Here is a 24,599-nt window from a genome sequence, read left to right on the forward strand (position 1 = left end):
TGCATCCAACTTTTTCAATATGGACAATAGCTGTCCATACGGTGATTTTATATTCGATAAATCAATGGATTTCATTGAGTCACAGGACTGGTAATGGATGAAAATGCTTTAGGGTTTGCCTCATACTGGCGCAACTCGCTTGCGGATGCTGAGTCAGGAAAGGGCAGTTTTAAACGGAAAGACGCCCAAAATTTCACTCACTGGCATGGGATAGCGGCGGGACGTCTTGACGAAGCGATTGTCAGTAAATTTTTTGAGGGAGAAAAAGACGATGTCGAAACGGTCGATGTCATCTTGCGCCCAAAAGTTTATTTCCGGTTACTGCAGCATGGTAAGGACCGTTCCGCAGGCGCGCCTGATATTGTTACCCCGATAGTGACGCCAGCCTTGCTAAGCCGTGAGGGTTTTTTATATCCGACGCCAGCGACCTCCATTCCCAGAGACCTGCTTGAACCTTTGCCAAAAGGAGCATTTTCGATTGGTGAGATTGGGCAGTATGACAAATACAAGACGACCCATACCACGTTCTCTATCAACTTTGATGACAGCGTTGATAAGACTGCCGAAACGGATGAAGAACGGGAAGCACGATATGCCGCCTTGCAGCAGGAGTGGCGTCAATATCTGTATGACTCAGAGAGGCTACTGAAGAGCGTTGCCGGCGACTGGATTGAAAAACCTGAGCAATATGAACTCGCTGAGCACGGTTATATTGTTAAAACGGCTCAATCTGGCGGTGCCAGTTCCCATATCCTTTCTCTTTATGATCACCTGCTTGTTTGCAATAAGGATGTGCCGCTCTTCAATCGCTTCGCCTCGCGAGAGGTTCATGCTGCAGAGTCTTTGCTGGCCCCAGGAGCAAAATTCAGCGACAGGCTTGGACACTCCGGAGATAAGTTTCCGCTGGCAAAGGCTCAGCGCGATGCCTTAAGCCATTTTCTGGATGCAAGACATGGCGATATCCTTGCTGTTAATGGCCCTCCGGGAACCGGAAAAACCACGCTGGTGCTTTCTATCATCGCCACGCAGTGGGCCAGAGCGGCTCTCGAAAAATCTGAGCCTCCGGTTATTATCGCGACTTCAACGAATAACCAGGCTGTAACGAACATTATTGAGGCATTCGGGAAAGACTTTTCGCAAGGTTCAGGTGCGATGGCCGGGCGATGGTTGCCAGAGCTGAAAAGCTTCGGTGCTTATTTTCCCTCAAGCAGTCGTAAAGCTGAGGCAGCCAAAAAATATCAAACTGAAGATTTCTTCAACCAGGTTGAGTCAAAAGAGTATGTAGAGGATGCACTGCTGTTTTATCTGGAAAAGGCTAAGGCAGCCTTTCCTGGAAAAGAGTGTTCATCCCCTGAAAAGGTCATTGAACTCTTGCATGGTCAGTTGGCAGCAAAATCTGAGCAACTGATAAGACTGAACGCAACATGGCAAACGTTAAGCCAGATTCGGGCTGCGCGTGAGCTTATTGCTAATGATATTGAGCAATATCTCGATAATTTAAATAAATTACTTTCCGGACAAGAACAAAAAGTCACTCTACTGAAGAGTGCTAAAACGGAATGGAAAAAATATCGCGCCGGTGAATCACTGATCTATTCATTATTTTCCTGGCTCCCGGCGGTTCGCAATAAGCGACAGTACCAAATACAGCTGTTTCTCGAAGATAAATTAGGCGCGCTGATTGCAGGAAATCAGTGGTCTGATCCTGAAACTATCGAACGTAATATTGATGGGCTGCTCAATTCCGCTGAGCGCGAGCAAACAACATACCGGCAGCAGATTGACTCCGCCCATGAAATCGTTCTTAAAGAACAGCAGGCGGTTCAGGAGTGGCAGAGGCTGGCATTTGATTTAGGGTATGAGGGCGACGAGGAACTGAGCTTCTCACAGGCCGATGAACTGGCTGATACGCAGATTCGCTTCCCTGCATTTTTACTGACGACTCACTACTGGGAAGGTCGTTGGCTGATGGATATGGCCAGCATTGATGATCTGCAGGACGAGAAGAAGAAAAAAGGTGCTAAAGGGGTAACCGCCCGTTGGCAACGTCGAATGAAACTCACGCCATGTGTGGTGATGACATGCTATATGCTGCCCGGTAATATGCAGATAAGTGAGCACAAAGGACAACGTAAATTCGAGAAAAGTTATTTGTATGATTTTGCCGATTTACTCATTGTCGATGAAGCCGGGCAGGTGCTTCCTGAAGTGGCTGCTGCCTCGTTTGCATTAGCTAAGAAGGCATTAGTGATTGGCGATACGGAGCAGATCCCGCCAATATGGAGTATTGCTCCTGCGATTGATGTCGGTAACATGCTGGCGGAAAAAATTCTGTCTGGCAGTACGCAAGAAGAGATTACCGAGAAATATACGGCAATCGCAGACCTTGGTAAAAGTGCCGCATCTGGCAGCGTTATGAAAATAGCGCAGTTTGCTTCGCGCTATCAATATGATCCCGAACTGGCTCGTGGTATGTACCTATATGAACACCGCCGGTGCTACGACAATATTATTGGATACTGTAATACGCTCTGCTATCACGGTAAGTTGTTGCCTAAAAGAGGGCGTGAAGAGAGCAATTTAATGCCCGCAATGGGGTATCTCCATATTGATGGTAAAGGAGAGCTGGCAAGTAGTGGAAGTCGATATAATTTGCTTGAGGCTGAAACGATAGCGGTCTGGTTGGCAGAGAACCAGCAAAATATTGAAGCGCATTACGGTAAATCGCTTCATGAAGTTGTCGGTATTGTGACGCCTTTTAGCGCTCAGGTATCCACTATCAAACAGGTGCTGGGCAAACAAGATATCAGTACAGGCACGAATGAAAAGTCGCTCACAGTGGGCACCGTGCACTCTCTTCAGGGAGCGGAAAGAGCGATTGTGATATTCTCGCCAGTCTATTCAAAACATGAAGACGGCGGGTTTATTGATAGCGATAACAGCATGCTGAATGTTGCAGTCTCCCGTGCGAAGGACAGTTTTCTGGTCTTCGGCGATATGGACCTGTTTGAGGTCCAGCCAGCCTCATCGCCACGGGGATTACTGGCAAAATACCTCTTTGAGTCAGAGAAGAATGCGCTCTCTTTTGATTATAAAGAGCGTAAGGATTTAAAAACCGCCGGGACCAAAATCTACACACTTCATGGTGTGGAGCAACATGATAATTTCCTGAATCAGACATTTGAAAATACCAGTAAACACATCACGATAATTTCTCCATGGCTGACCTGGCAAAGGCTGGAGCAAACCGGTTTTCTTGATTCCATGATTGCGGCGTGTTCACGTGGAATTAACGTCACGATAGTCACTGACAGAAGCTACAACACTGAACATAATGATTTTGAGAAGCGAAAAGAGAAGCAGCAGAACTTTAAAGCGGCGCTGGAGAAACTGAATGCGCTGGGTATTGCTACAAAGCTGGTAAACCGTGTTCATAGCAAAATTGTTATTGGTGATGATGGTTTGCTGTGTGTGGGATCGTTCAACTGGTTTAGTGCGACACGGGAAGCGCGATATGAACGATACGATACATCAATGGTTTATTGCGGTGATAACCTGAAGGGTGAGATTGAGGCTATTTATAATAGTCTTGAGAGGCGTCAGGTTTAGAGCAGGAATGGTGAGTAGCCAGCTTACCGATCGTTTTCGAGCGTAAGATGGCTGAATGGAATGGCTATTATTGCACAGTCCTTAATTATAACATTCATACCGACATGATTATCTTCTGTCCGGAAGAATCAGAGGCTCAGAACGCTGAAAAATGAGAGCCTGAGCCACTATCGTTTTAATAACCGGGATGAAGCCATCTCAGTAATACGGGAATACATTGAGATTTTCTACAATCGTCAGCGTCGTCACTCTCGTCTGGGGAATATCTCCCCGGCAGCCTTCAGGGAAAAATATCATCAGATGGCTGCTTAAAAAAAGAACAAATGGTAGTGTCCGCTATTGCCAGTACACCTCAGACTGGTGCCAGGTGAATATTCCAGTGGAAACAGTATTCGTCCCAGAGGAATAACAAAAGTTGGAAACAGCGAACTGAGACGTCTGCTTTACGAAGCCGCCTGGTCTTATCGTACACCTGCAAAAGTTGGAGCATGGCTTATATATTACCGACCGGACTCTGTAACACAATATTCCAAAGATATTGCATGGAAAGCTCAACAACGATTGTGTTCTCGTTACCGAACTCTGACAGCAAAAGGGAAAAAATCACAAGTAGCCATTACGGCGGTGGCTCGTGAGTTGACTGGATTTATGTGGGATATTGCACTTGCTGCCCAATCATCATTCAGTCAGCAGAAGCAAAATTAAACCCTGAAGCAGTCAGACACGGAATGAGTGATCCTCGAAAAAGTTTTCTTCCCGAGACAGACTGCACGAAGCGCTCTTTCTGCTGCATTATTATCTACCTCAGCCAGGCCATCATCACAGAAGTTGCACAACGCAGCCCAGTGCTTCCTGATATACCGGAACGCATCTCCCAGACGACATTTCTTCGATAACGTGTGTTCTTTCTCCTGCATCAGCTTATACAGGGAAGTCAGGAGCGGTCTACTCTGCATTTGCCTGACCGCCAGGCGTTCAGACACCGGTAACCCGCGTATATCGTGCTCTATGGCGTACAGTTCACCGATTAGTTTCAGAGCTTCTTCCGCCGTCGCGCTTTTAGTACTGATATATACATCGTGGATTTTGCGTCGCGCATGAGCCCAGCATCCTGCTTCCGTCCGTCGGCGCGCAGCTCTCCAATCCGGATAATATCACCGACAACGCCGACCGGATCAGTGATGAGTGGAAGGCCTTCGACCGCGCCATCGAAAGTAACCACGGTGTTCCTGAGGCTGCCGCACGCCTGAAAGAACACCTCCGGGACTTCCGTAACACACATGCCGCCGCACAGCTGGGCGTTTCTGCTGTGGCGGCCCTTCCCGGTGATCGCCTCTCTGCCGCACTGATGGTTAAATCACACGGCACCGTCAGTGTCGACGGTAAAGTCTCTGATGCTGACCTCACTTACCTGGAAGAGGTGGCAAACAGCACCGGGCAGGAGGTGGACAAAAGCCGCCTGACATCACAGGCCTGTGCCCGCACGGCACTGATCACTGATGTGGGTATTGCTCTGGCTACGGAACTGGAAACGGCCGGGCAGAAATGGTCTCTGGGCTTCCCCCCCAAATTCCAGCGCGTCGACCTGTTCAACTACAACGTGCTGGTCAGAAATTATGACAGCAGCGCCTTCAAAGGCGACCGCTACCACAACACGAAAAATGGCATCAACGCCGACATCGGTGCCAGTACGGACCTGGATGACAACTGGACGCTGGGACTGGTCGCACAGAACCTGATCTCCCGTAGTATTGAGACAAAAGAAGTGAACGGTATCACGGAAACCTTCAGGATCCGCCCGCAGGTGACGGCCGGTGTCTCCTGGCACAACGCGATGTTCACCACTGCATTTGATGTGGATCTGACCCCGGCCAGCGGTTTCACCTCCGACAGCAACCGTCAGTTTGCCGCCATTGGCACAGAATTTAATGCCTGGAAATGGGCACAGCTGCGCGCCGGTTACCGTCAGAATCTGGCCGGTAACGACGGCAGTGCATTCACGGCCGGGGTGGGGATCTCACCGTTTGATGTGGTTCACCTTGATGTTGCAGGCCTGATCGGCACGGACAACACTTACGGTGCGGTCGCACAGTTCCAGTTCACCTTCTGAGTTCCACCTGCAAAACAGCATGCACATTATCGCTGCATGTTGTTTCCATCATCAAAAGTCTGTCGGACATCGACAGACTTAACTCCCCCGGATAATACAGAAAACCTGTAAAGGATTGACCGGAAACAACAAAGATCAAATTTTGATCGCAAAATTCAAAATACAAACACCAAGTGATCAATATCTAACCAATCAATCACTTGTGCTTATCTTTTTTTTCATTTTGTTACATCTGTCATACAAATATAACTGACAGTGATTATCATTATACCCTTATCAGTTACGTACCATGACTGATAGTTCCCCGTTGTAATTAAATGCTATCCCATAACCACAACTCAGAAATATCGGAGTTCACGTATGAATAAAATTTATTCACTGAAATATAGTCATATTACAGGTGGATTAGTTGCTGTTTCTGAACTGACCCGGAAAGTTAGTGTCGGTACATCAAGAAAGAAAGTTATCCTCGGTATTATTTTATCCTCAATATATGGAAGTTATGGCGAAACAGCATTTGCAGCAATGCTGGATATAAATAATATATGGACCCGCGATTATCTTGACCTTGCTCAAAACAGAGGAGAGTTCAGACCGGGTGCAACAAATGTTCAATTAATGATGAAAGATGGAAAGATATTTCATTTTCCAGAACTACCTGTACCTGATTTTTCTGCTGTTTCCAACAAAGGTGCAACAACATCAATTGGAGGTGCGTACAGTGTTACTGCGACTCATAACGGTACACAGCATCATGCAATAACAACACAGTCATGGGATCAGACAGCATATAAAGCAAGTAACAGAGTATCATCTGGCGACTTTTCGGTTCATCGTCTGAATAAATTCGTCGTGGAAACAACAGGGGTTACGGAGAGTGCCGACTTCTCACTTTCTCCCGAAGATGCGATGAAAAGATATGGCGTAAACTACAACGGTAAGGAACAAATAATTGGCTTCAGAGCAGGTGCCGGAACAACCTCAACGATATTAAACGGCAAACAATATCTGTTTGGACAAAACTATAATCCCGACTTGTTAAGCGCAAGTCTTTTTAATCTGGACTGGAAAAACAAGAGTTACATTTATACCAACAGAACCCCTTTTAAAAACTCACCAATTTTTGGCGATAGTGGTTCTGGTTCTTATCTATATGATAAAGAACAACAAAAATGGGTTTTCCATGGTGTTACCAGTACAGTTGGTTTTATCAGTAGTACCAATATAGCCTGGACAAACTACTCGTTATTTAATAATATTCTGGTAAACAATTTAAAAAAGAATTTCACAAACACTATGCAGCTGGATGGTAAAAAACAAGAGTTATCATCGATTATAAAAGATAAGGACCTGTCTGTCTCAGGAGGAGGGGTATTAACGCTCAAGCAGGATACCGATCTTGGCATTGGCGGGCTTATATTCGATAAGAACCAGACATATAAAGTGTACGGAAAAGATAAGTCTTATAAAGGTGCCGGGATAGATATTGATAATAATACCACCGTTGAATGGAATGTTAAGGGCGTTGCCGGAGATAATCTGCATAAAATAGGTAGTGGTACTCTGGATGTAAAAATAGCACAGGGAAATAACCTTAAAATAGGTAATGGGACTGTCATCCTTAGTGCTGAAAAAGCCTTCAATAAAATTTACATGGCCGGAGGTAAAGGTACGGTAAAAATAAATGCCAAAGACGCTTTAAGCGAAAGCGGTAATGGCGAAATCTATTTTACCAGAAATGGCGGAACACTGGATCTAAACGGCTATGACCAGTCATTTCAGAAAATCGCAGCAACAGATGCGGGAACAACCGTAACGAACTCAAACGTGAAGCAATCAACATTATCACTTACTAATACTGATGCATATATGTACCATGGGAATGTATCAGGTAATATAAGCATAAATCATATTATCAATACTACCCAGCAACATAACAATAATGCCAATCTGATCTTTGATGGCTCAGTCGATATCAAAAACGATATCTCTGTCCGGAATGCACAGTTAACATTACAAGGACATGCGACAGAACATGCCATATTTAAAGAAGGCAATAACAACTGTCCAATTCCTTTTTTATGTCAAAAAGACTATTCTGCTGCCATAAAGGACCAGGAAAGCACTGTAAATAAACGTTACAATACGGAATATAAGTCCAACAATCAGATAGCCTCTTTTTCCCAGCCCGACTGGGAAAGTCGTAAATTTAATTTCCGGAAATTAAATTTAGAAAACGCAACCCTGAGTATAGGCCGGGATGCTAATGTAAAAGGACACATAGAGGCTAAAAACTCTCAAATTGTTCTGGGAAATAAAACTGCATACATTGACATGTTCTCAGGAAGAAACATTACTGGCGAAGGTTTTGGATTCAGACAACAGCTTCGCTCCGGGGATTCAGCAGGCGAAAGTAGTTTCAACGGCAGTCTGAGTGCTCAAAACAGCAAAATAACTGTTGGTGATAAATCAACTGTTACTATGACTGGTGCATTATCCTTAATTAATACAGACCTGATTATCAACAAAGGAGCTACTGTTACCGCCCAGGGAAAAATGTATGTAGATAAAGCTATTGAACTGGCCGGAACCCTGACATTAACAGGCACCCCTACAGAAAATAATAAATACAGCCCGGCAATCTATATGTCAGATGGATATAATATGACAGAAGATGGTGCCACGTTAAAGGCTCAAAATTATGCCTGGGTCAATGGTAATATAAAATCAGACAAAAAAGCATCTATTCTGTTTGGTGTTGACCAGTATAAAGAAGATAACCTGGACAAAACCACACACACACCGCTGGCTACAGGTTTGCTGGGTGGCTTTGATACTTCTTATACCGGAGGTATTGATGCTCCTGCAGCCTCAGCCAGCATGTATAACACCTTATGGAGAGTAAACGGACAGTCAGCCCTGCAATCATTAAAAACCCGCGACAGTCTTTTGTTGTTTAGTAACATAGAGAATTCGGGTTTCCATACTGTGACAGTAAACACACTGGATGCCACTAATACTGCTGTGATTATGCGGGCTGATCTGAGCCAGTCTGTAAATCAATCGGATAAACTCATTGTTAAAAATCAGTTAACCGGAAGCAATAACAGTCTGTCGGTCGATATACAGAAAGTGGGAAATAATAACTCAGGATTAAACGTTGACCTGATAACAGCCCCAAAAGGAAGCAATAAAGAGATATTTAAAGCCAGTACTCAGGCCATAGGTTTCAGCAACATATCTCCTGTGATCAGCACGAAAGAGGATCAGGAACATACCACGTGGACCCTGACCGGATATAAGGTGGCTGAAAATACAGCATCTTCCGGTGCAGCAAAATCGTATATGTCCGGTAATTACAAAGCCTTCCTGACAGAAGTCAACAACCTGAATAAACGAATGGGGGATCTGCGTGACACCAATGGCGAGGCCGGTGCATGGGCCCGCATCATGAGCGGAGCAGGTTCAGCTTCTGGTGGATACAGTGACAACTACACCCATGTGCAGATTGGTGTGGATAAAAAACATGAGCTGGATGGACTTGACCTTTTCACTGGTCTGACTATGACGTATACCGACAGTCATGCCAGCAGTAATGCATTCAGTGGCAAGACGAAGTCCGTCGGGGCAGGTCTGTATGCTTCCGCTATATTTGACTCTGGTGCCTATATCGACCTGATTAGTAAGTATGTTCACCATGATAATGAGTACTCGGCGACCTTTGCTGGACTCGGAACAAAAGACTACAGTTCTCATTCCTTGTATGTGGGTGCTGAAGCAGGCTACCGCTATCATGTAACAGAAGACTCCTGGATTGAGCCGCAGGCAGAACTGGTTTATGGGGCCGTATCAGGTAAACGGTTCGACTGGCAGGATCGCGGAATGAGCGTGACCATGAAGGATAAGGACTTTAATCCGCTGATTGGGCGTACCGGTGTTGATGTGGGTAAATCCTTCTCCGGTAAGGACTGGAAAGTCACAGCCCGCGCCGGCCTTGGCTACCAGTTTGACCTGTTTGCCAACGGTGAAACCGTACTGCGTGATGCGTCCGGTGAGAAACGTATCAAAGGTGAAAAAGACGGTCGTATTCTCATGAATGTTGGTCTCAACGCCGAAATTCGCGATAATCTTCGCTTCGGTCTTGAGTTTGAGAAATCGGCATTTGGTAAATACAACGTGGATAACGCGATCAACGCCAACTTCCGTTACTCTTTCTGATAACAGCCCGGGCCGCGTTTGCGGCCCTTCTTCTACCGGAGAGAATATGTATTACCCTGTGACAGACTATATCGCTCTTGCTCTCATTATTAGCTTTCTTTTTCTGACATTATTTATCTGCCTGTTATGCCTTAAACATGAGCGAATAAAAAAAGAAACTATCAGGCAAAAAAATGCACATATTCTGGAGCATGGCTGGAATGCAACTGAGTTCTCATGGTTCCGATACGGACAGTATAACGAAACGGGTATTTACATCTCGATCGAGAAGACCATTATCATTACAATCACCGTTTCTGGTGGGTGCTTTAAAAAAGAATACAGCATTGTCTCCCACATGCTGGTCACTGACACCATAACAGAGGCCACCCTGTACGAAAACGGGCTGTATACGCGCCACATCAGACTCAGTCGCCCAGTATCTGACAGCAAATACCCCTTGCCACCCGGATCTCAGCTCATTAAAAATATGACCTTACGACTGCGCCTGCAGGATCAGCAGGAAGAAACATCCGTGACATTATTTCAGGGAAAAATGAGTACCGACGGAAATAACTATTACATCATCAAAGGTAAAGTAAGCTCAGTACTTCTGTTATTAAAAATGCTGCAGATTAATCACGCCTGATCTCTGTCCCGGTATTTTAGCCCGAGGTATATTCTGAAATATCATTCATCATGACCGGCGTTTGTATAAACGCCGGTCATTCGCTAACAGCTTCACCGTTCCTTCCCCCATCCAGGTTCCGCATGAGCGTGTTGTAATGTTCATAAGCGTATTATCGTAAGCTTCCGGGGAACTCATATTGACGCGTTTTTCAGGCGCGCGTCATCGGCGGCGCATACGAACGATCGTGGTTTGATAACGGTTGATTTATTTTGTTGCACAGGGGCGATCGCCAGGCAGGTACCGGAGGCGGGCTCTGAAGTACTGAGTAGGGTGATCGCGTCAGGCCGCGAAGTACTGACTCGGGGATTAATAGCAGGTGATGAGTAAGCGTACAGCGAGGGCCGTATTGACGGGGATGTGTTATTCAGCTGGCAGTGCTATGCGCCACGGAAGCAGTTCGCTGACCCGGTTGACCGGCCAGTCTGCTATGACGCCAAGCACATGGCGAAGGTAGCTTTCTGGATCCACGTCATTCAGTTTGCACGTCCCGATCAGGCTGTACAGTAGCGCTCCCCGCTCACCACCATGGTCAGAGCCGAAGAACAGGAAGTTTTTACGACCCAGACTGACCGCCCGCAAGGCATTTTCAGCGATGTTGTTGTCGATTTCCACCCAGCCATCGTTCGCATAGTACGTCAGTGCCGGCCACTGGTTAAGTGCGTACGCGAACGCCTTCGCCAACTCTGAGTGTCGCGACTGGGTCTTCATCTTTTCCGCAACCAGCTTTCCAGGGATTTCAACAGCGGTTTCGTTTTTCGCTGACACCATGGAGGGAGTGGTTAAAAGAGCAACGAGAAAGTGGTAATTATAACGCCAGCCGGATATGGCGGGAAATGGTGGCCCGGGGATTTACAGGCAGTGAAACCATCGTCAGGGATGCGGTTGCCAAATGGCGTAAAGGCTGGAACCCACCGGTTACTACTGCCGTCAGACTTCCTTCAGTCTCCCGGGTAAGCCGCTGGTTGATGCCCTGGAGAATAACCAGGGATGAAGAAAATTATGCTTCCCGATTTATTAGTCTGATGTGTGAAAAAGAACCTGAGCTGAAAATAGCGCAGCAACTGGCACTCGAGTTCTACCGTATTCTGAAAACCCAAAATAAATCACAGCTAAGCAGTTGGTTCACTCGAGTCCACGAAAGCGGTTCAGCAGAATTTCGGCGCGTGGCGGCGGGGATGGAAGCTGATGCTGCAGCTATATGTGAGGCAATCAGTAGTCGCTGGAGTAATGGTGTTGTCGAAGGTCATGTAAATCGCCTGAAGAAGATGCTGAAACGCCAGATGTATGGTCGAGCAGGATTTGAACTACTCAGGCAGAGGGTAATGAGTCCACTGGCATGAAAATCTCCACCCAGGTTGCGGAAGAGCCACTTTTCATCCGTCGTTGACAGTTATACCGCCAGTCAGAAATATACCGTCGTCAGGGCGTGGAGCTGAGCCGTGCCACACTGGGTCGCTGGACCGGTGCCGTTGCTGAACTGCTGGAGCCGCTGTATGACGTCCTGCGCCAGTATGTACTGATGCCCGGTAAAGTTCATGCGGATGATATCCCCGTTCCGGTCCAGGAGCCGGGCAGTGGTAAAACAAGAACTGCCCGGCTGTGGGTCTATGTCCGTGATGACCGTAACGCCGGTTCACAGATGCCCCCGGCGGTCTGGTTCGCGTACAGCCCGGACCGGAAAGGTATCCATCCACAGAATCACCTAGCCGGTTACAGCGGTGTGCTTCAGGCAGATGCTTACGGTGGTTACCGGGCGTTATACGAATCCGGCAGAATAACGGAAGCTGCGTGTATGGCCCATGCCCGGAGAAAAATCCACGATGTGCATGCAAGAGTGCCAACCGACATCACCACGGAAGCCCTGCAGCGTATCGGTGAACTGTATACCATCGAGGCAGAAGTCCGGGGATGTTCAGCAGAACAGCGTCTGGCGGCAAGAAAAGCAAGAGCCGCGCCACTGATGCAGTCACTGTATGACCGGATACAGCAACAGATGAAAACACTGTCGCGTCACTCGGATACGGCAAAAGCGTTCGCATACCTACTGAAACAGTGGAAGGCCCTGAACGTGTACTGCAGTAATGGCTGGGTGGAAATCGACAACAACATCGCTGAAAATGCCCTGCGGGCGGTCAGTCTGGGTCGTAAAAACTTCCTGTTCTTCGGCTCTGACCATGGTGGTGAGCGGGGCGCGCTACTGTACAGCCTGATCGGGACGTGCAAACTGAATGACGTGGATCCAGAAAGCTACCTTCGCCATGTGCTTGGCGTCATAGCAGACTGGCCGGTCAACCGGGTCAGCGAACTGCTTCCGTGGCGCATAGCACTGCCAGCTGAATAACACATCCCCGTCAATACGGCCCTCGCTGTACGCTTACCGCTTATCCAACGGACATCCGCAAAGTGATCTATACGACGAATGCCATCGAGTCGCTAAACAGCGTGATCCGCCATGCGATCAAAAAGCGTAAAGTGTTCCCGACAGACGACTCGGTGAAAAAAGTGGTGTGGCTGGCAATCCAGTCTGCGTCCCAGAAATGGACGATGCCGTTGAAGGACTGGCGAATGGCAATGAGCCGCTTTATTATCGAGTTCGGTGACCGCCTGGACGGTCACTTCTGAGAAAGGCATTTACACAGAATCTTAAACAGGCTCGCGCCAGTCGGCAAAACTAGTTGACGTCTAATACACTCCCCCTTACCGAAGACCTTCAGTTTTATATTTTAAGAGTCTCTGAGAAAGGCTGCCTTCCGGCAGCCCTTTACCCCCACATCAGAACATATACCGGAAATTCGCGTTTACCGCATTATCCACGTTATATTTACCAAAGGCTGACTTCTCAAACTCCAGACCAAAGCGCATATTGTCCTTTATCTGCGCATTCATACCAACATTAAACAGCATCCGGCTGTCCTTCTCTCCTTTTATCCGTTTCTCCCCGGACGCATCACGCAGTACGGTCTCTCCATTATTCAGCAGGTCAAACTGCCAGCTGGTTCCGGCACGGGCCGTCACACTCCAGTCCTTACCACTGAAGGTCTTGCCCAGTTCAACCCCTGTTCTTCCAACCAGCGGACTGAAGTCCCTGTTCTTCATGCTCAGGTCCATATCACCGTCTTTCCAGCGGAATGTTTTCCCGGACACGGCGCCGTAAACCAGTTCAGCCTGCGGCTCAATGAACGTGTCCTCTGTCAGGTGATAGCGGTAACCCGTTTCAGCACCGGCATACCAGGAATGGGTGTTGTAGTGTTTCGTTCCCAGGCTAGCAAAGTTACCTGTGTAATCATTGTCATGGTGAATATATTTACCAATCAAATCGATATAGGCACCGGACTCAAACAATGCTGAAGCATACAGACCGCCCCCCACCGATTTCGTCTTTCCGCTGAATGCATGGCTGTCTGCACTGCTGTCGGTATAGGTCATCGTGACACCGGTAAACAGGTCCACACCGTCCAGTTCATGTTTTTTGTCAAAGCCGACCTGAACATGGGTGTAATTATCACTGTAACCACCGTCTGCAGAACCGGCACCACTCATGATGCGCGCCCAGGCACCGGCATCACCGTTTGTGTCACGCAGGTCACCCATACGTTTGTTCAGATTGTTAACTTCCGTCATGAAGTTTTTATACCCGGCATTCATGAAACTGTCAGCCTTCGCGGCAGCGGCTTTATCAGCCTCCGCTTTAAAACCATCCAGTATCCACTTCGTATTGCCACCACTGGTATCAACATGCAGGGTTGGGGTCACCCGACTGAAACCTGTCACCCGGGTGCCGGCCTTAAACATCTCTGCTGAAGTTCCCGCCGGTGCCGTGACCAGAGGAATATTCAGGGCCTGTCCCTGAGCAGGATTATTCATAAAGCTGACGTTCAGGCTGTTATCTGAACCAGTGGCTTTTTCAGTCACATTAATTTTATCGGCATTTTTCAGGTCCGTACGCAAAACAAAATCACTGCCTGTTGCATCCAGTTTATTCACCGTCAGGGTACGGAATGTACGGTCTCCTTCAGAACTAATACGGCTGTTTCTGACGGTAAGACTGTGGATGGCAGAGTCCCCACCCAGAGTCCACAGTGCATTATGCATACTGACATCAGCCCTGCCACCGGTTATGGCACCATTGAATGCTGCGTTATAGCCCTCAAGAAGACTGCCGGCAAACGCCGATGCAGCCGTTTCCGCAGAAGCCAGTTCTGCCGGCGTGTCAGACCCGATGGTAACTGTTGATGCCGCAGAGGCATGAATATCACCGGAAGCATGTGCTCCACGGGTAATTTCCAGTGCTGCGTTATCGCCGGTCAGGTCATATCCGTCCGTCAGATATACAGCAGGGGCATACTGATTAGCCGTATCTTTAACCGGTGTACCGCTCAGGGTGATTTTGCCGTTCTTACCGGCCTGAATATGCCCGTCGCTGAAAAGACCGTTCAGTGCTGTAAGATGACCGCCATCATGCACTGTCAGTGAACTGCCGGCAAAAGCACCCGGGGCTGTCAACAGGACGTCCGGAGAGGTGATGCTGACGGCACTGTCATAAGCGTCAATCCCCCCGGTGAACCTGCTGCCGATATCCAGGGCTGAGTTATGGTTCAGCGTAATATTCCCTTCATACTGGCTCCTGTCATTCACGGTGTCCGGGACAGAGGTACCTTCCTCCGGAATGACATAATTTCCTGTTCCGTCATTTTTATCCACAAATGCCCTGTCACTTCCCAGTGTGATATGGCTGTTATCCGACTTAATGTCACTGTTCAGCGAGGCGTTACGTGAAAGATGGAAGTCAGCGTCTTTCAGCGACAGTGTTTTCATTGTAAACTGACGGTTTTCCCAGTCTTTCTGGTTCAGGCTGACCGGTGCACTGCCACTGATGGAGGCATGGATAACCGGATGTCCCTGGAATATCAGGGTGCCACTGTCCTGACTCAGGGTACCTTCCGGCAGGTTCACGCTACCATCAAAGATTACCTTTCTTCCCCCCGGCACCTGTGGAATGGCGACATCCATATTCCCGGTCAGCTGACCATGAAAGATAACGGGTTGTTTTGCCCGCCCGGCCAGGATCCTATCTTTTACTGTCTGAACTGCTTTGTTTTTGTTCATGCCAACAAACTCCCACTGAGCCGGATCATTCAGGCTGTTCCCCCACAGAGTGTTACCATAGCTGGCAGATTTCAGAATATAGAAGCGGGTCTGGCTGTTGAGTATCATGCTGTACAGGTTTCCTGGAGTGCCGGTACCACCAAAGGGGGATATATTTCCAATCGTCGGTTCACTGACATTTGTATCCTGAGCCTTAAGATCCAGTAAAAGCTGGGATTTTTGCTGTGCATTATTTGTAATCACCGCCCCGTAATCAGCAGCCTGCAGTCGGGTGAAGGTAACGGCATTACCATTAAGGTCAAGCTTACCTCCCCGGTATCCCCATGAAATGTTATCCGGATTGACCTGACGGGCATCCCCGAGCACCACGGTCGGACGTCCGCTGGCGAGGTTCACTGAACTGAAGGCCTGGATATTACCTGCAGTGTCTGCCTGCTGGTTAAGTACAACGATACCGTCTCCCGTTTTCAGTCCTCCCGGGTTTACACCTGTTCCGTTTATGGTCAGGGTTCCTTCCCCCAGCTTATGCAAGTTGTCACCGGCAACGCCGTTGACCTTCCAGGTTACATTCGTCCCCTTGTCAGTAATAATGCCGGCACCCGTCCATGTTTTTCCGGATTCAGCAGATACGGTGTAACTGTCTTTAAATTCGAGATAACCGGCACCCTGAGTCACACTGTCTTTCAGGATAATTGCACCATTCTGCCCGCTGAATACCAGATTTTTACCGGCATTGAGGTCATTGTCTTTCTGCCCGTGCATGGTCCAGTTTTTACTGCCCTGGCTCAGGGTACCTGTGCCTGATGTTTTGTCGTATGTCCAGTTCAGGGGGCCCAGTCCGGAAACAAAGTCTACGGGGGCATCGAAATCGTCCTGCATAACCTGGTTCAGATAATCTGTTGGTATGACATTCCACCAGTTCGTAGCACCATTAATACCTGCATATGCTCTTAATACAGCAACAATAACCCATTTTTTTTGTTGTTTATCATAAGCAAACAAAGGAGAACCACTATCCCCAGGGGCTCCATAGTCAGGTAAAGGGCCGTTTACAGGATTATAAGTTTGCCCGGGATTAGAGACTATTGTTGCATCAGATATCAGAGGAACTCCTGTGGTTCCTCCTGTTTTAAAAGCATATCCACCGGCAACCTTAACTAAATTTCCGTCCTTGTCCTTAGTGTACTGCGTACCACTACCCACCCGATAAAAAGCGGTGTAACGTTCAGTGTATTTATAAGCATTGGCTTTGGTTCCTTCTGATGTTACCGCTGAGGGAATAACTTCTGTAACCAGTTTATTCAGACGTGGAGCATGGAAGTCAATAGAAGGGTGGTTATTACGGTCAACAAGGGAATATGTATTTTTCCCATTACCAAAGCTCACACTCCGATATCCTCCGTTATGCTTTACGCTGACGATATACTGAGGCGATACAAGCGTAGCAACGCCATTTGAGCTCACACTGCTGAAATCGGCCATTGGGGCTTTACCCAGTCTTCCCACAAGTTTTCCGTCCTTATCATATACCGGAATATCATTGGCACCAGGTACAAAAAGCCCTTTGTTTTCGGCGAAATCACGATAAATCTGATAGGCAATATCGGAACGGACAATACCCGCCTGGGATATCTGAGAGTAACACAGACAGATTGCTGGAATGCCAGCCAGAAGAATATGCGTTAATCTTCGGCATGTCTTTTTTATTACCCTGCGGGCAAGTTCAGAGACAGCAATAAGCCCCCCGGTGACGGGGCAATATTTAAGAGAATAAACTTTATTCACTATGGATTCTCCATGATGTTTACAAGGGATATAAAAGTAAAATAGCTGAAGAAGCTAATGATAACCCGACGTTATCACCAGAAAGGAAAATATAGTTACTGCATTAATGTGTTTTTGTGAACTGAACCGCCCCGGGTTTCCTGGAGAGTGTTTTATCTGTGAACTCAGGCTGCCAGATCATCATTTCCGATGGAAGCATAATAAGCTTTTTCTGCTTCTGCCGGTGGGATATGGCCCAGCCTTTCCAGCAATCGTCGATTGTTATACCAGTCCACCCACGTGAGTGTGGCCAGCTCCACTTCTGTCCGGTTTTTCCAGCTCTTACGGTGTATTACCTCCGCTTTGTAAAGGCCCTTGATGATCTCTGCCATCGCGTTGTCATACGAGTCACCAGTACTCCCTGTTGATGCCAGCAGTTTTGCTTCTTTTAGTCGCGCCTTATAGGCCAGTGACACATACTGAGAGCCTTTATCGCTGTGATGGATGGTGCCAGACGGACGACGGGCCCACAACGCCTGCTCCAGTGCATCCAGCACGAATGTCGTTTCCATAGACGATGAGACTCGTCACCACACGATGTATCCGGCAAACACATCAATGATGAACGCCACATAGACGAAGCCCTGCCATGTGCTGAGTAGAGTAAGAGGCAGGGCGTAGTCGGACTATTTCCCTGCCTCTCCTCCCCGAACCGGACGTGCACCTTTCAGCGCATCCGGCTCTCCATTTAAATGCTGGCGAACGCCATTGCCACTTCTGTAAAGCGCGATGTATACGTGTTTCTGGTCTCCGTCCTCAGATAGGGATTACCTTCGGGTAGCCGCCAGCGGAACAGCTTCTTGCCTTGCCCCACCAACCGGTACAGTATTTCGCCGCTGAGCTTGCCGTGATTGGTTTTACCAAATAAAACCCACGTTTTGCTCTGACCCGGTTTCGGTGATTTACACCACCACCTCATCAGGGAAGCGATACCTGTACGGTATTTGCGGGCCAGCCAGTGAGCCAGCTTCCAGAACACGACACGGTCGATATAACTGAAGACTTTGGCCTTAAAATCAACGAACTGATAGAACATGGCCCAGCCTTTCAGTTTTCGGTTGAGTTGTTCAGCCATATCGACTTTGCTTTCACTGTAGTTGCCTGATAACAGTGCTGTCAGCGATGCGGCGAAGTTTCTGGCTTTCTCCTGCGGGATCGTTGAGACCACTCGCATCTCGCCATAACGACTGCGTTTGCGAATGATCCTGTGCCCCAGAAAGATAAAGCCGTCATTAACATGGGTGATTTTAGTCTTATCCATGTTCAGCCTGAGTTTCAGACTGCCTTCGAGCACACCCCGACACTCCTCCCTGATGGCTTCCGCCTGTGCTTTGGTGCCTTTGACGATGAGGACAAAATCATCGGCATAGCGGCAGTACGCCACCGCGGGTTTCCACTGCCAGTTTTCTCTGACCGCCGTACTTCGGCCCCGTTGGATACTGTTATTCCAGTACCACCGATCTTTTCTGGCTTTCCCGCTCAGGTAGCGCTCATGCAGGTATTGATCGAACTCATTCAGCATGATGTTCGATAATAGCGGCGATATAACACCGCCCTGTGGCACACCTTCACTGGCCGCCCGAAAGAGACCGACATCGATATGTCCCGCCTTGATGGTTTTCCACAGCAGAGTCATGAAACGTGCGTCACTGATCCTGCGGCGTACAGCCTTCATCAGCAGTCGATGATGTACGGTGTCGAAGTAACTGGACAGGTCGCCTTCAATCACCCAGCGTCCCCGGGTTTCACCACAGTCTGTGAGCTGTAATTTCACCGTGCGGATCGCGTGGTGGACACTGCGCTCAGGCCGGAAGCCATATGAGAGCGTATGAAAATCACTCTCCCATATCGGCTCCATCGCCATCAGCATGGCCCGCTGAACAATACGATCCCGCAACGCGGGGATACCCAGTGGTCGCAGTTTGCCGTTGCTTTTAGGGATGTAAACCCGTCTGGCGGGCAAGGGCTGGTAGTGGCCTGAGAGTAATTCATCCCTGAGGATTTGCAGCTCAACAGCCAGTCTGGCCTGTAGCATTGTTTTGTTCACGCCATCAACGCCGGGGGTATGGGCCCCCTTTGATGAAAGCGTGATCCGCGCCGCTTCAGCCAGCCATTCTGGTTGTGTTATCAGACGCAGCAGCCGTTGAATCCGTAGGGACGGATCGGTGGCTGCCCATGTGGCAAGCTTGCGTTGCATTTCGCTGATTATCAAAGGTCTTCACCTCGTTAGGTCAGTTAATTCACGTCGCAAACACATTCAAACTGCTTCCCTTCGCCATGTAATGGGCTTTCCCCATCGCGGACTACTACGGAAGCTCCGCCAGCCAGCGCGTCATCGGAGCCATGCCCCCTTAACATCCGTCGCTGACCTTCCCCGGTTTACCTGCCTGGACTCAGGCATACTGAGGAGGCTGCCCGTCGCACTCTTTATCCTTGCTTGCCGCAAGTTGGCAGAAGTCAGCAACGCAAGTGTGATAGACGCTGCTGCCCCGGTGTTTCGCATACATGTCAAAACACCTTCGACCGGCAGTGCTTACGTATCACTGCCAGTTCCTCCTGCACGGCCTGTCAGATCACGTAGGCCGTGGTGACGTTTTCAACCCACAGAGGCGGATTAACGGGTTCATGTTCTTCAGCCTTTCAGTACTTAACCTTGAGGATCATCTCGGCTTAGTGATCTCGCCTCAATCCCCGTTGTCAGCGGGTTACATCACCCTGCGGGCATGCCGCAGGTCACTGCCGCTCAGGTTCTCCACCGTCACACCCGGTGGGATTGTTGGGTTTCTCATCGTGAGTTACCGGTTCAATATTCCAGACAGACTCGCGGTTCATTTAAGCATCCATGCCCGCCCTGAACTCCGGGCACACCGTAAGTAAAATCAGCCACCCACAGCTGGTCAGGTCGTTCTGCCACGAACTGACGGTTTACGCGGTCGCCTGCGGCAAAGGCTTTCCGGCTGATGGTCGTACGGACCTTTTTACCCCGGAGAACACCGGCAAGTCCCATAACCGCCATGAGACGTGCCACAGTGCATCTGGCCACTCTGATACCTTCCCGTAACAACTGACGCCAGACTTTACACCGTATACCTTGTGATTTTCATCGTATACGCGCTGTATCTCTTTCTTCAGCCAGTCATCGCGCTGCGCACGGGAACTGCGTTTATCCGGATGATGTCGCTGTTGCTGACAGTGGTAATACGTTGACGGGGCAATATGCAGTTCGCTGCATAGCGGTCCGACCCCGTACTGCTCACGCAGCTTATCCAGCAGTGGCATCATTTTTTCCAGAGGCGGTCGAACTCCGCCTTCGCAAAATAAGCGGAAGCCTGGCGAAGGATATCGTTACTGCGGCGCAGTTCACGATTTTCACGTTCCAGCTCTTTCAGACGCTGACGTTCAGCGGTGGTGAGCCCTCCATCACCGCCCCCGGTATCCCGCTCATGCTGGCGAACCCAGACACGCAGAGTCTCCGGCGTACAGCCAATCTTTGGAGCAATAGAACAAATTGTCGCCCATTGTGAGTCATATTCGCTCTGACTTTCCAGAACCATACGGACTGCCCGTTGACGGACTTCGGGGGAAAAACGAGTATTTTTAGTCATCCTGTTTACCTCTTTCTCAGGAAGTTTAGTCTCCAGGATTCCCGGGGCGGTTCACTCTCGCGTATGGTTGATTGACACCACAGTGCGAATTCGGCGAATGCGAGATCACGGTACGATTCCGCACCACACTACCAATCAATACCCCGGGTTTTATTCAGGTAAGCAGGACTGCGGATATCCGGTGTCGCGCCTTTGTGTCACGAACGGGGTGGGTGCGAAACACCAGATAAAATACAGGTTGGCAATACCTCTGAACGCCCTGAGCAGGTCGGGCATTTCGGATTAAGTACTCGCACCTCCGCAGTCCTCAAACAAGTCTGGCTGGTAGCTGTAAACAGACTTCGTACATACCGCTCTGCAATAAATCCCCGTACCACAGGCCTCACAGAACTTCTTCCCATGAAAAAACTGCTCACACATCACACAATGCCACTCCAGCACGACCGGTAATGGCGATAAAAACATCGCCATATCCTCAATGTAAGGGTGGGACTTCTCCGGATTCAGCACCACACAGTCCGCCTTCTGTTGCTCACTCAGGGCATGTAAATCATGCTCAAACCACGCCCCCTGAGCATCTGTCTGCAGAATCAACCGGCCATGGCAGGAAAGGCAGAAACACTGCCGGATATTTCTGCTGAGCGCAGAGTCGGCACTGATAATGTGCTCACCCGGCGTGATCCCCAGCCCCGTTTTTATACCGTTCATTCTGCTCCCCCCTCCTCACTGAAGCGCCCGGTCTGGCAGTGTGTGCAGTACTGCTCCCCATAATAATCGTGGTGACATTGCCTGCAGTGCCAGCTGGCTTTACGTACTACGGGTAAGGTATCCGGGACGAATTGCTGCAGACGTTTAATCAACCGTATTTCTCTGCGTTCCGGCCTGACATAAGGGCACTCATGACCGTGCTCCGTCAGCCCTTCGTCAGCGTGTTCAAACCAGGGCCGTTCAGTGTCGTATTGCGGGTGGTATCTGAGTGCACTGCCGCAAAGGTGGCAGGTGTAGCTATCGTAAGGTGCAGTCTGTGCGGTACGGGCACCGGTCAGACGTCCGTTGCCATCAAGTGCGAGAAAAGATTTTGCGTACATAGTATATGTTCCTCAGCCGCCAGACGACACGCAGGCAACAGCCGTCCCGGTACGGGCAGCGTGGTCAGGGTGTGAATGGCGGTTCAGTTAAAATCTGGACTGGAGTTTGGGTAAAGCAGGCTGGTTGCTGTTACAGCACTGTGGTTGTCACACAATGGCCCACTGACGTAAAAAACAGTCAGTAAGCAGAGATGGAGATTGGGGGATGTGCTGTATCGGTTGCCGGAAGGAATGGTAAAGAATGTGTCATGGTTAAATCTCCGTATGGTTCATACGGAATGACCACGCCGTAAAAAATGCGCAGTGCCGCTGAAGTGGCCGCCGGAACCGACAGCAAAGATTAGCGCCAGCCCGTACTTGTCGTTCAGGGGTTTACACCAGAGCACATATCCCCGGCAGGGGGCTGTCCAGTCGTGGTCGACCCCGGTTACTTTTTTCAGGAAGCCCGCTGCATTTCAGGATGATGCCACATTCTTTCTGTTCCCGTTTGGCCAGGTAGCTGATGGCATAGCGTAAATCATTCACCGCTTTGTGATCTGAATAGTGAATGACGTGGTTAATGTTTACCGGATAATTTTTATTAAACCGGCACCAGTGGTAGTAACCATTACCCTCGGTAACCCGCCTCCAGATATCTCCCATCAATCTGGATACCAGATACGAACTCCTGTGGCTCTGGCCGTTCAGATAGCCCACAAAATGAATGTGAAGCCCTTTACGTTCTGTATATTCCATCACCCAGGCATACCCGACCAGTTTCTCTCCCACCTCGTTAATCAGTTGCAGCATCTCCGCGCACATGGCGTACCTGCAGGCACATCTGTAGCTGAGGGTGTTTTTTCGGTAAGCAAAATCCATTCTGAACGGTAACAGTTTCGAATAGACCCCGAATAATGAATCCAGATGCTGGTTAAAGTGCTCCAGGAGCTGGGGAGCCATTTCGTAAGCGGGATTGGTGTTATAAGTTTGCATGTTTCTTCCTCGTGTTCTGTAACACAGGAAGAAGCGTTGCCGTAATTTTTGAAGAAGATGTTCTCAGGTAGTAGGGTGAACGTGTTTCCTCCGGTAACGACTTCCACGGGTATCAGAACCAGGCAAAGAACAGCATACGTAACACTGAGAGATCCCCTCATAATTTCCCCAAAACGTAACCATGTGTGAATAGATTTTGAGTAAGCAGGGTTGCAGCCACGAGTGAGTCTTCCCTTGTTATTGTGTAGCCAGAATGCCGCAAAACTTCCATGCCTAAGCGAACTGTTGAGAGTACGTTTCGATTTCTGACTGTGTTAGCCTGGAAGTGCTTGTCCCAACCTTGTTTCTGAGCATGAACGCCCGCAAGCCAACATGTTAGTTGAAGCATCAGGGCGATTAGCAGCATGATATCAAAACGCTCTGAGCTGCTCGTTCGGCTATGGCGTAGGCCTAGTCCGTAGGCAGGACTTTTCAAGTCTCGGAAGGTTTCTTCAATCTGCATTCGCTTCGAATAGATATTAACAAGTTGTTTGGGTGTTCGAATTTCAACAGGTAAGTTAGTTGCTAGAATCCATGGCTCCTTTGCCGACGCTGAGTAGATTTTAGGTGACGGGTGGTGACAATGAGTCCGTGTCGAGCGCTGATTTTTTCGGCCTTTAGAGCGAGATTTATACAATAGAATTTGGCATGAGATTGGATTGCTTTTAGTCAGCCTCTTATAGCCTAAAGTCTTTGAGTGACTAGATGACATATCATGTAAGTTGCTGATAGGTTTCCAGTTTTCCGCTCCTAGGTCTGCATATTGTACTTTTCCTCTTACTCGACTTAACCAGTACCAACCCAGCTTCTCAACGGATTTATACCATGGCACTTTAAAGCCAGCATCACTGACAATGAGCGGTGTGGTGTTACTCGGTAGAATGCTCGCAAGGTCGGCTAGAAATTGGTCATGAGCTTTCTTTGAACATTGCTCTGAAAGCGGGAACGCTTTCTCATAAAGAGTAACAGAACGACCGTGTAGTGCGACTGAAGCTCGCAATACCATAAGCCGTTTTTGCTCACGGATATCAGACCAGTCAACAAGTACAATGGGCATCGTATTGCCCGAACAGATAAAGCTAGCATGCCAACGGTATACAGCGAGTCGCTCTTTGTGGAGGTGACGATTACCTAACAATCGGTCGATTCGTTTGATGTTATGTTTTGTTCTCGCTTTGGTTGGCAGGTTACGGCCAAGTTCGGTAAGAGTGAGAGTTTTACAGTCAAGTAAGGCGTGGCAAGCCAACGTTAAGCTGTTGAGTCGTTTTAAGTGTAATTCGGGGCAGAATTGGTAAAGAGAGTCGTGTAAAATATCGAGTTCGCACATTTTGTTGTCTGATTATTGATTTTTGGCGAAA

15 protein-coding genes, 2 pseudogenes and 4 other annotated features (1 of these 21 running past the window's edge) are annotated in these 24,599 nt (G+C 48.7%); of the genes and pseudogenes, 7 read left to right on the top strand and 10 right to left on the bottom strand.

From position 1 onward, the window contains the following. Positions 1-93: 93 nt before the first annotated feature. Complete coding sequence (locus tag SF2965; RefSeq protein ID NP_708739.1) at positions 94-3,609, top strand: superfamily I DNA helicase; 3,516 nt, start codon at positions 94-96, stop codon at positions 3,607-3,609. A 139-nt stretch (positions 3,610-3,748) separates the two neighbouring features. Beyond that, positions 3,749-3,964: a mobile genetic element (partial), on the top strand. Between the two features lie 678 nt (positions 3,965-4,642). On the opposite strand, the gene SF2967a is transcribed toward SF2965, so the two are convergent. After that, entirely contained in the window at positions 4,643-4,891 is a 249-nt protein-coding gene (locus SF2967a; RefSeq protein YP_008439279.1) for a hypothetical protein, read from the bottom strand. A gap of 66 nt (positions 4,892-4,957) precedes the next feature. On the opposite strand from SF2967a, the gene SF2967 reads away from it, so the two are divergent. The 3 genes and pseudogenes from SF2967 (at position 4,958) to SF2969 (ending at position 10,725) form a co-directional block, all read left to right on the top strand. Next, on the top strand, positions 4,958-5,719 hold the full coding sequence (locus SF2967; RefSeq protein NP_708741.2) for a hypothetical protein: 762 nt from the start codon (positions 4,958-4,960) through the stop codon (positions 5,717-5,719). A gap of 360 nt (positions 5,720-6,079) precedes the next feature. Further along, positions 6,080-9,937: a serine protease gene (gene sigA / locus SF2968; RefSeq protein ID NP_708742.1), complete on the top strand. Its 3,858-nt coding sequence runs from the start codon at positions 6,080-6,082 to the stop codon at positions 9,935-9,937. 46 nt (positions 9,938-9,983) lie between these two features. Continuing rightward, positions 9,984-10,725: pseudogene (locus SF2969) on the top strand. A gap of 242 nt (positions 10,726-10,967) precedes the next feature. On the opposite strand, the gene SF2970 reads toward SF2969, so the two are convergent. After that, on the bottom strand, positions 10,968-11,315 hold the full coding sequence (locus SF2970) for a hypothetical protein (RefSeq protein ID NP_708744.1): 348 nt from the start codon (positions 11,313-11,315) through the stop codon (positions 10,968-10,970). A 125-nt stretch (positions 11,316-11,440) separates the two neighbouring features. Here SF2970 and SF2971 point away from each other — a divergent pair, with 125 nt between their 5' ends. Both SF2971 and SF2972 read left to right on the top strand, forming a co-directional pair. Then, positions 11,441-11,947, top strand: a complete 507-nt coding sequence (locus SF2971; RefSeq protein ID NP_708745.1) for a hypothetical protein — start codon at positions 11,441-11,443, stop codon at positions 11,945-11,947. A gap of 86 nt (positions 11,948-12,033) precedes the next feature. Then, positions 12,034-12,948 (top strand): hypothetical protein, encoded by a 915-nt coding sequence (locus SF2972; RefSeq protein ID NP_708746.1) that lies wholly within the window; start codon positions 12,034-12,036, stop codon positions 12,946-12,948. A gap of 431 nt (positions 12,949-13,379) precedes the next feature. On the opposite strand, the gene pic is transcribed toward SF2972, so the two are convergent. From pic to SF2976, 3 genes and pseudogenes are all read right to left on the bottom strand, one after another. Continuing rightward, on the bottom strand, positions 13,380-17,498 hold the full coding sequence (gene pic / locus SF2973; protein NP_708747.3) for a serine protease: 4,119 nt from the start codon (positions 17,496-17,498) through the stop codon (positions 13,380-13,382). Positions 17,499-17,620: 122 nt separating this feature from the next. Then, positions 17,621-18,135 (bottom strand) — a mobile genetic element (partial). Next, a pseudogene (locus SF2974) lies at positions 17,663-18,109 on the bottom strand. It overlaps the preceding feature by 447 nt. A 90-nt stretch (positions 18,136-18,225) precedes the next feature. Continuing rightward, positions 18,226-19,734, bottom strand: a complete 1,509-nt coding sequence (locus tag SF2976; protein NP_708749.1) for a reverse transcriptase-like protein — start codon at positions 19,732-19,734, stop codon at positions 18,226-18,228. 428 nt (positions 19,735-20,162) lie between these two features. Here SF2976 and SF2977 point away from each other — a divergent pair, with 428 nt between their 5' ends. Continuing rightward, a complete protein-coding gene (locus tag SF2977) occupies positions 20,163-20,414 on the top strand; it encodes a hypothetical protein (RefSeq protein NP_708751.1) in 252 nt (83 codons plus the stop codon). After that, positions 20,406-21,196, bottom strand: a mobile genetic element (partial). Its footprint overlaps the gene before it by 9 nt. Here SF2977 and SF2979 read toward each other — a convergent pair. The 5 genes from SF2979 to SF2983 form a co-directional block, all read right to left on the bottom strand. Continuing rightward, positions 20,816-21,142, bottom strand: a complete 327-nt coding sequence (locus SF2979; RefSeq protein NP_708753.1) for an insertion sequence element IS629 protein — start codon at positions 21,140-21,142, stop codon at positions 20,816-20,818. It overlaps the preceding feature by 327 nt. Positions 21,197-21,424: 228 nt before the next feature. Beyond that, positions 21,425-21,850 (bottom strand): hypothetical protein, encoded by a 426-nt coding sequence (locus tag SF2980; protein ID NP_708754.1) that lies wholly within the window; start codon positions 21,848-21,850, stop codon positions 21,425-21,427. After that, the gene (locus SF2981; protein NP_708755.1) at positions 21,847-22,230 is read right to left on the bottom strand and encodes a hypothetical protein; all 384 of its coding nucleotides are present in this window, start codon (positions 22,228-22,230) and stop codon (positions 21,847-21,849) included. The genes SF2980 and SF2981 overlap by 4 nt, the downstream gene beginning before the upstream one ends. Before the next feature lie 372 nt (positions 22,231-22,602). Beyond that, entirely contained in the window at positions 22,603-23,202 is a 600-nt protein-coding gene (locus tag SF2982; protein ID NP_708756.1) for a hypothetical protein, read from the bottom strand. A 144-nt stretch (positions 23,203-23,346) separates the two neighbouring features. Further along, positions 23,347-24,599 (bottom strand) — a mobile genetic element (it continues 76 nt past the right edge of the window). Beyond that, a complete protein-coding gene (locus SF2983) occupies positions 23,360-24,568 on the bottom strand; it encodes an insertion element iso-IS10R transposase (RefSeq protein NP_708757.1) in 1,209 nt (402 codons plus the stop codon). Its footprint overlaps the feature before it by 1,209 nt.

The sequence above is a fragment of the Shigella flexneri 2a str. 301 genome (genome assembly GCF_000006925.2).
In the GTDB taxonomy this organism is placed as follows: domain Bacteria; phylum Pseudomonadota; class Gammaproteobacteria; order Enterobacterales; family Enterobacteriaceae; genus ECMA0423.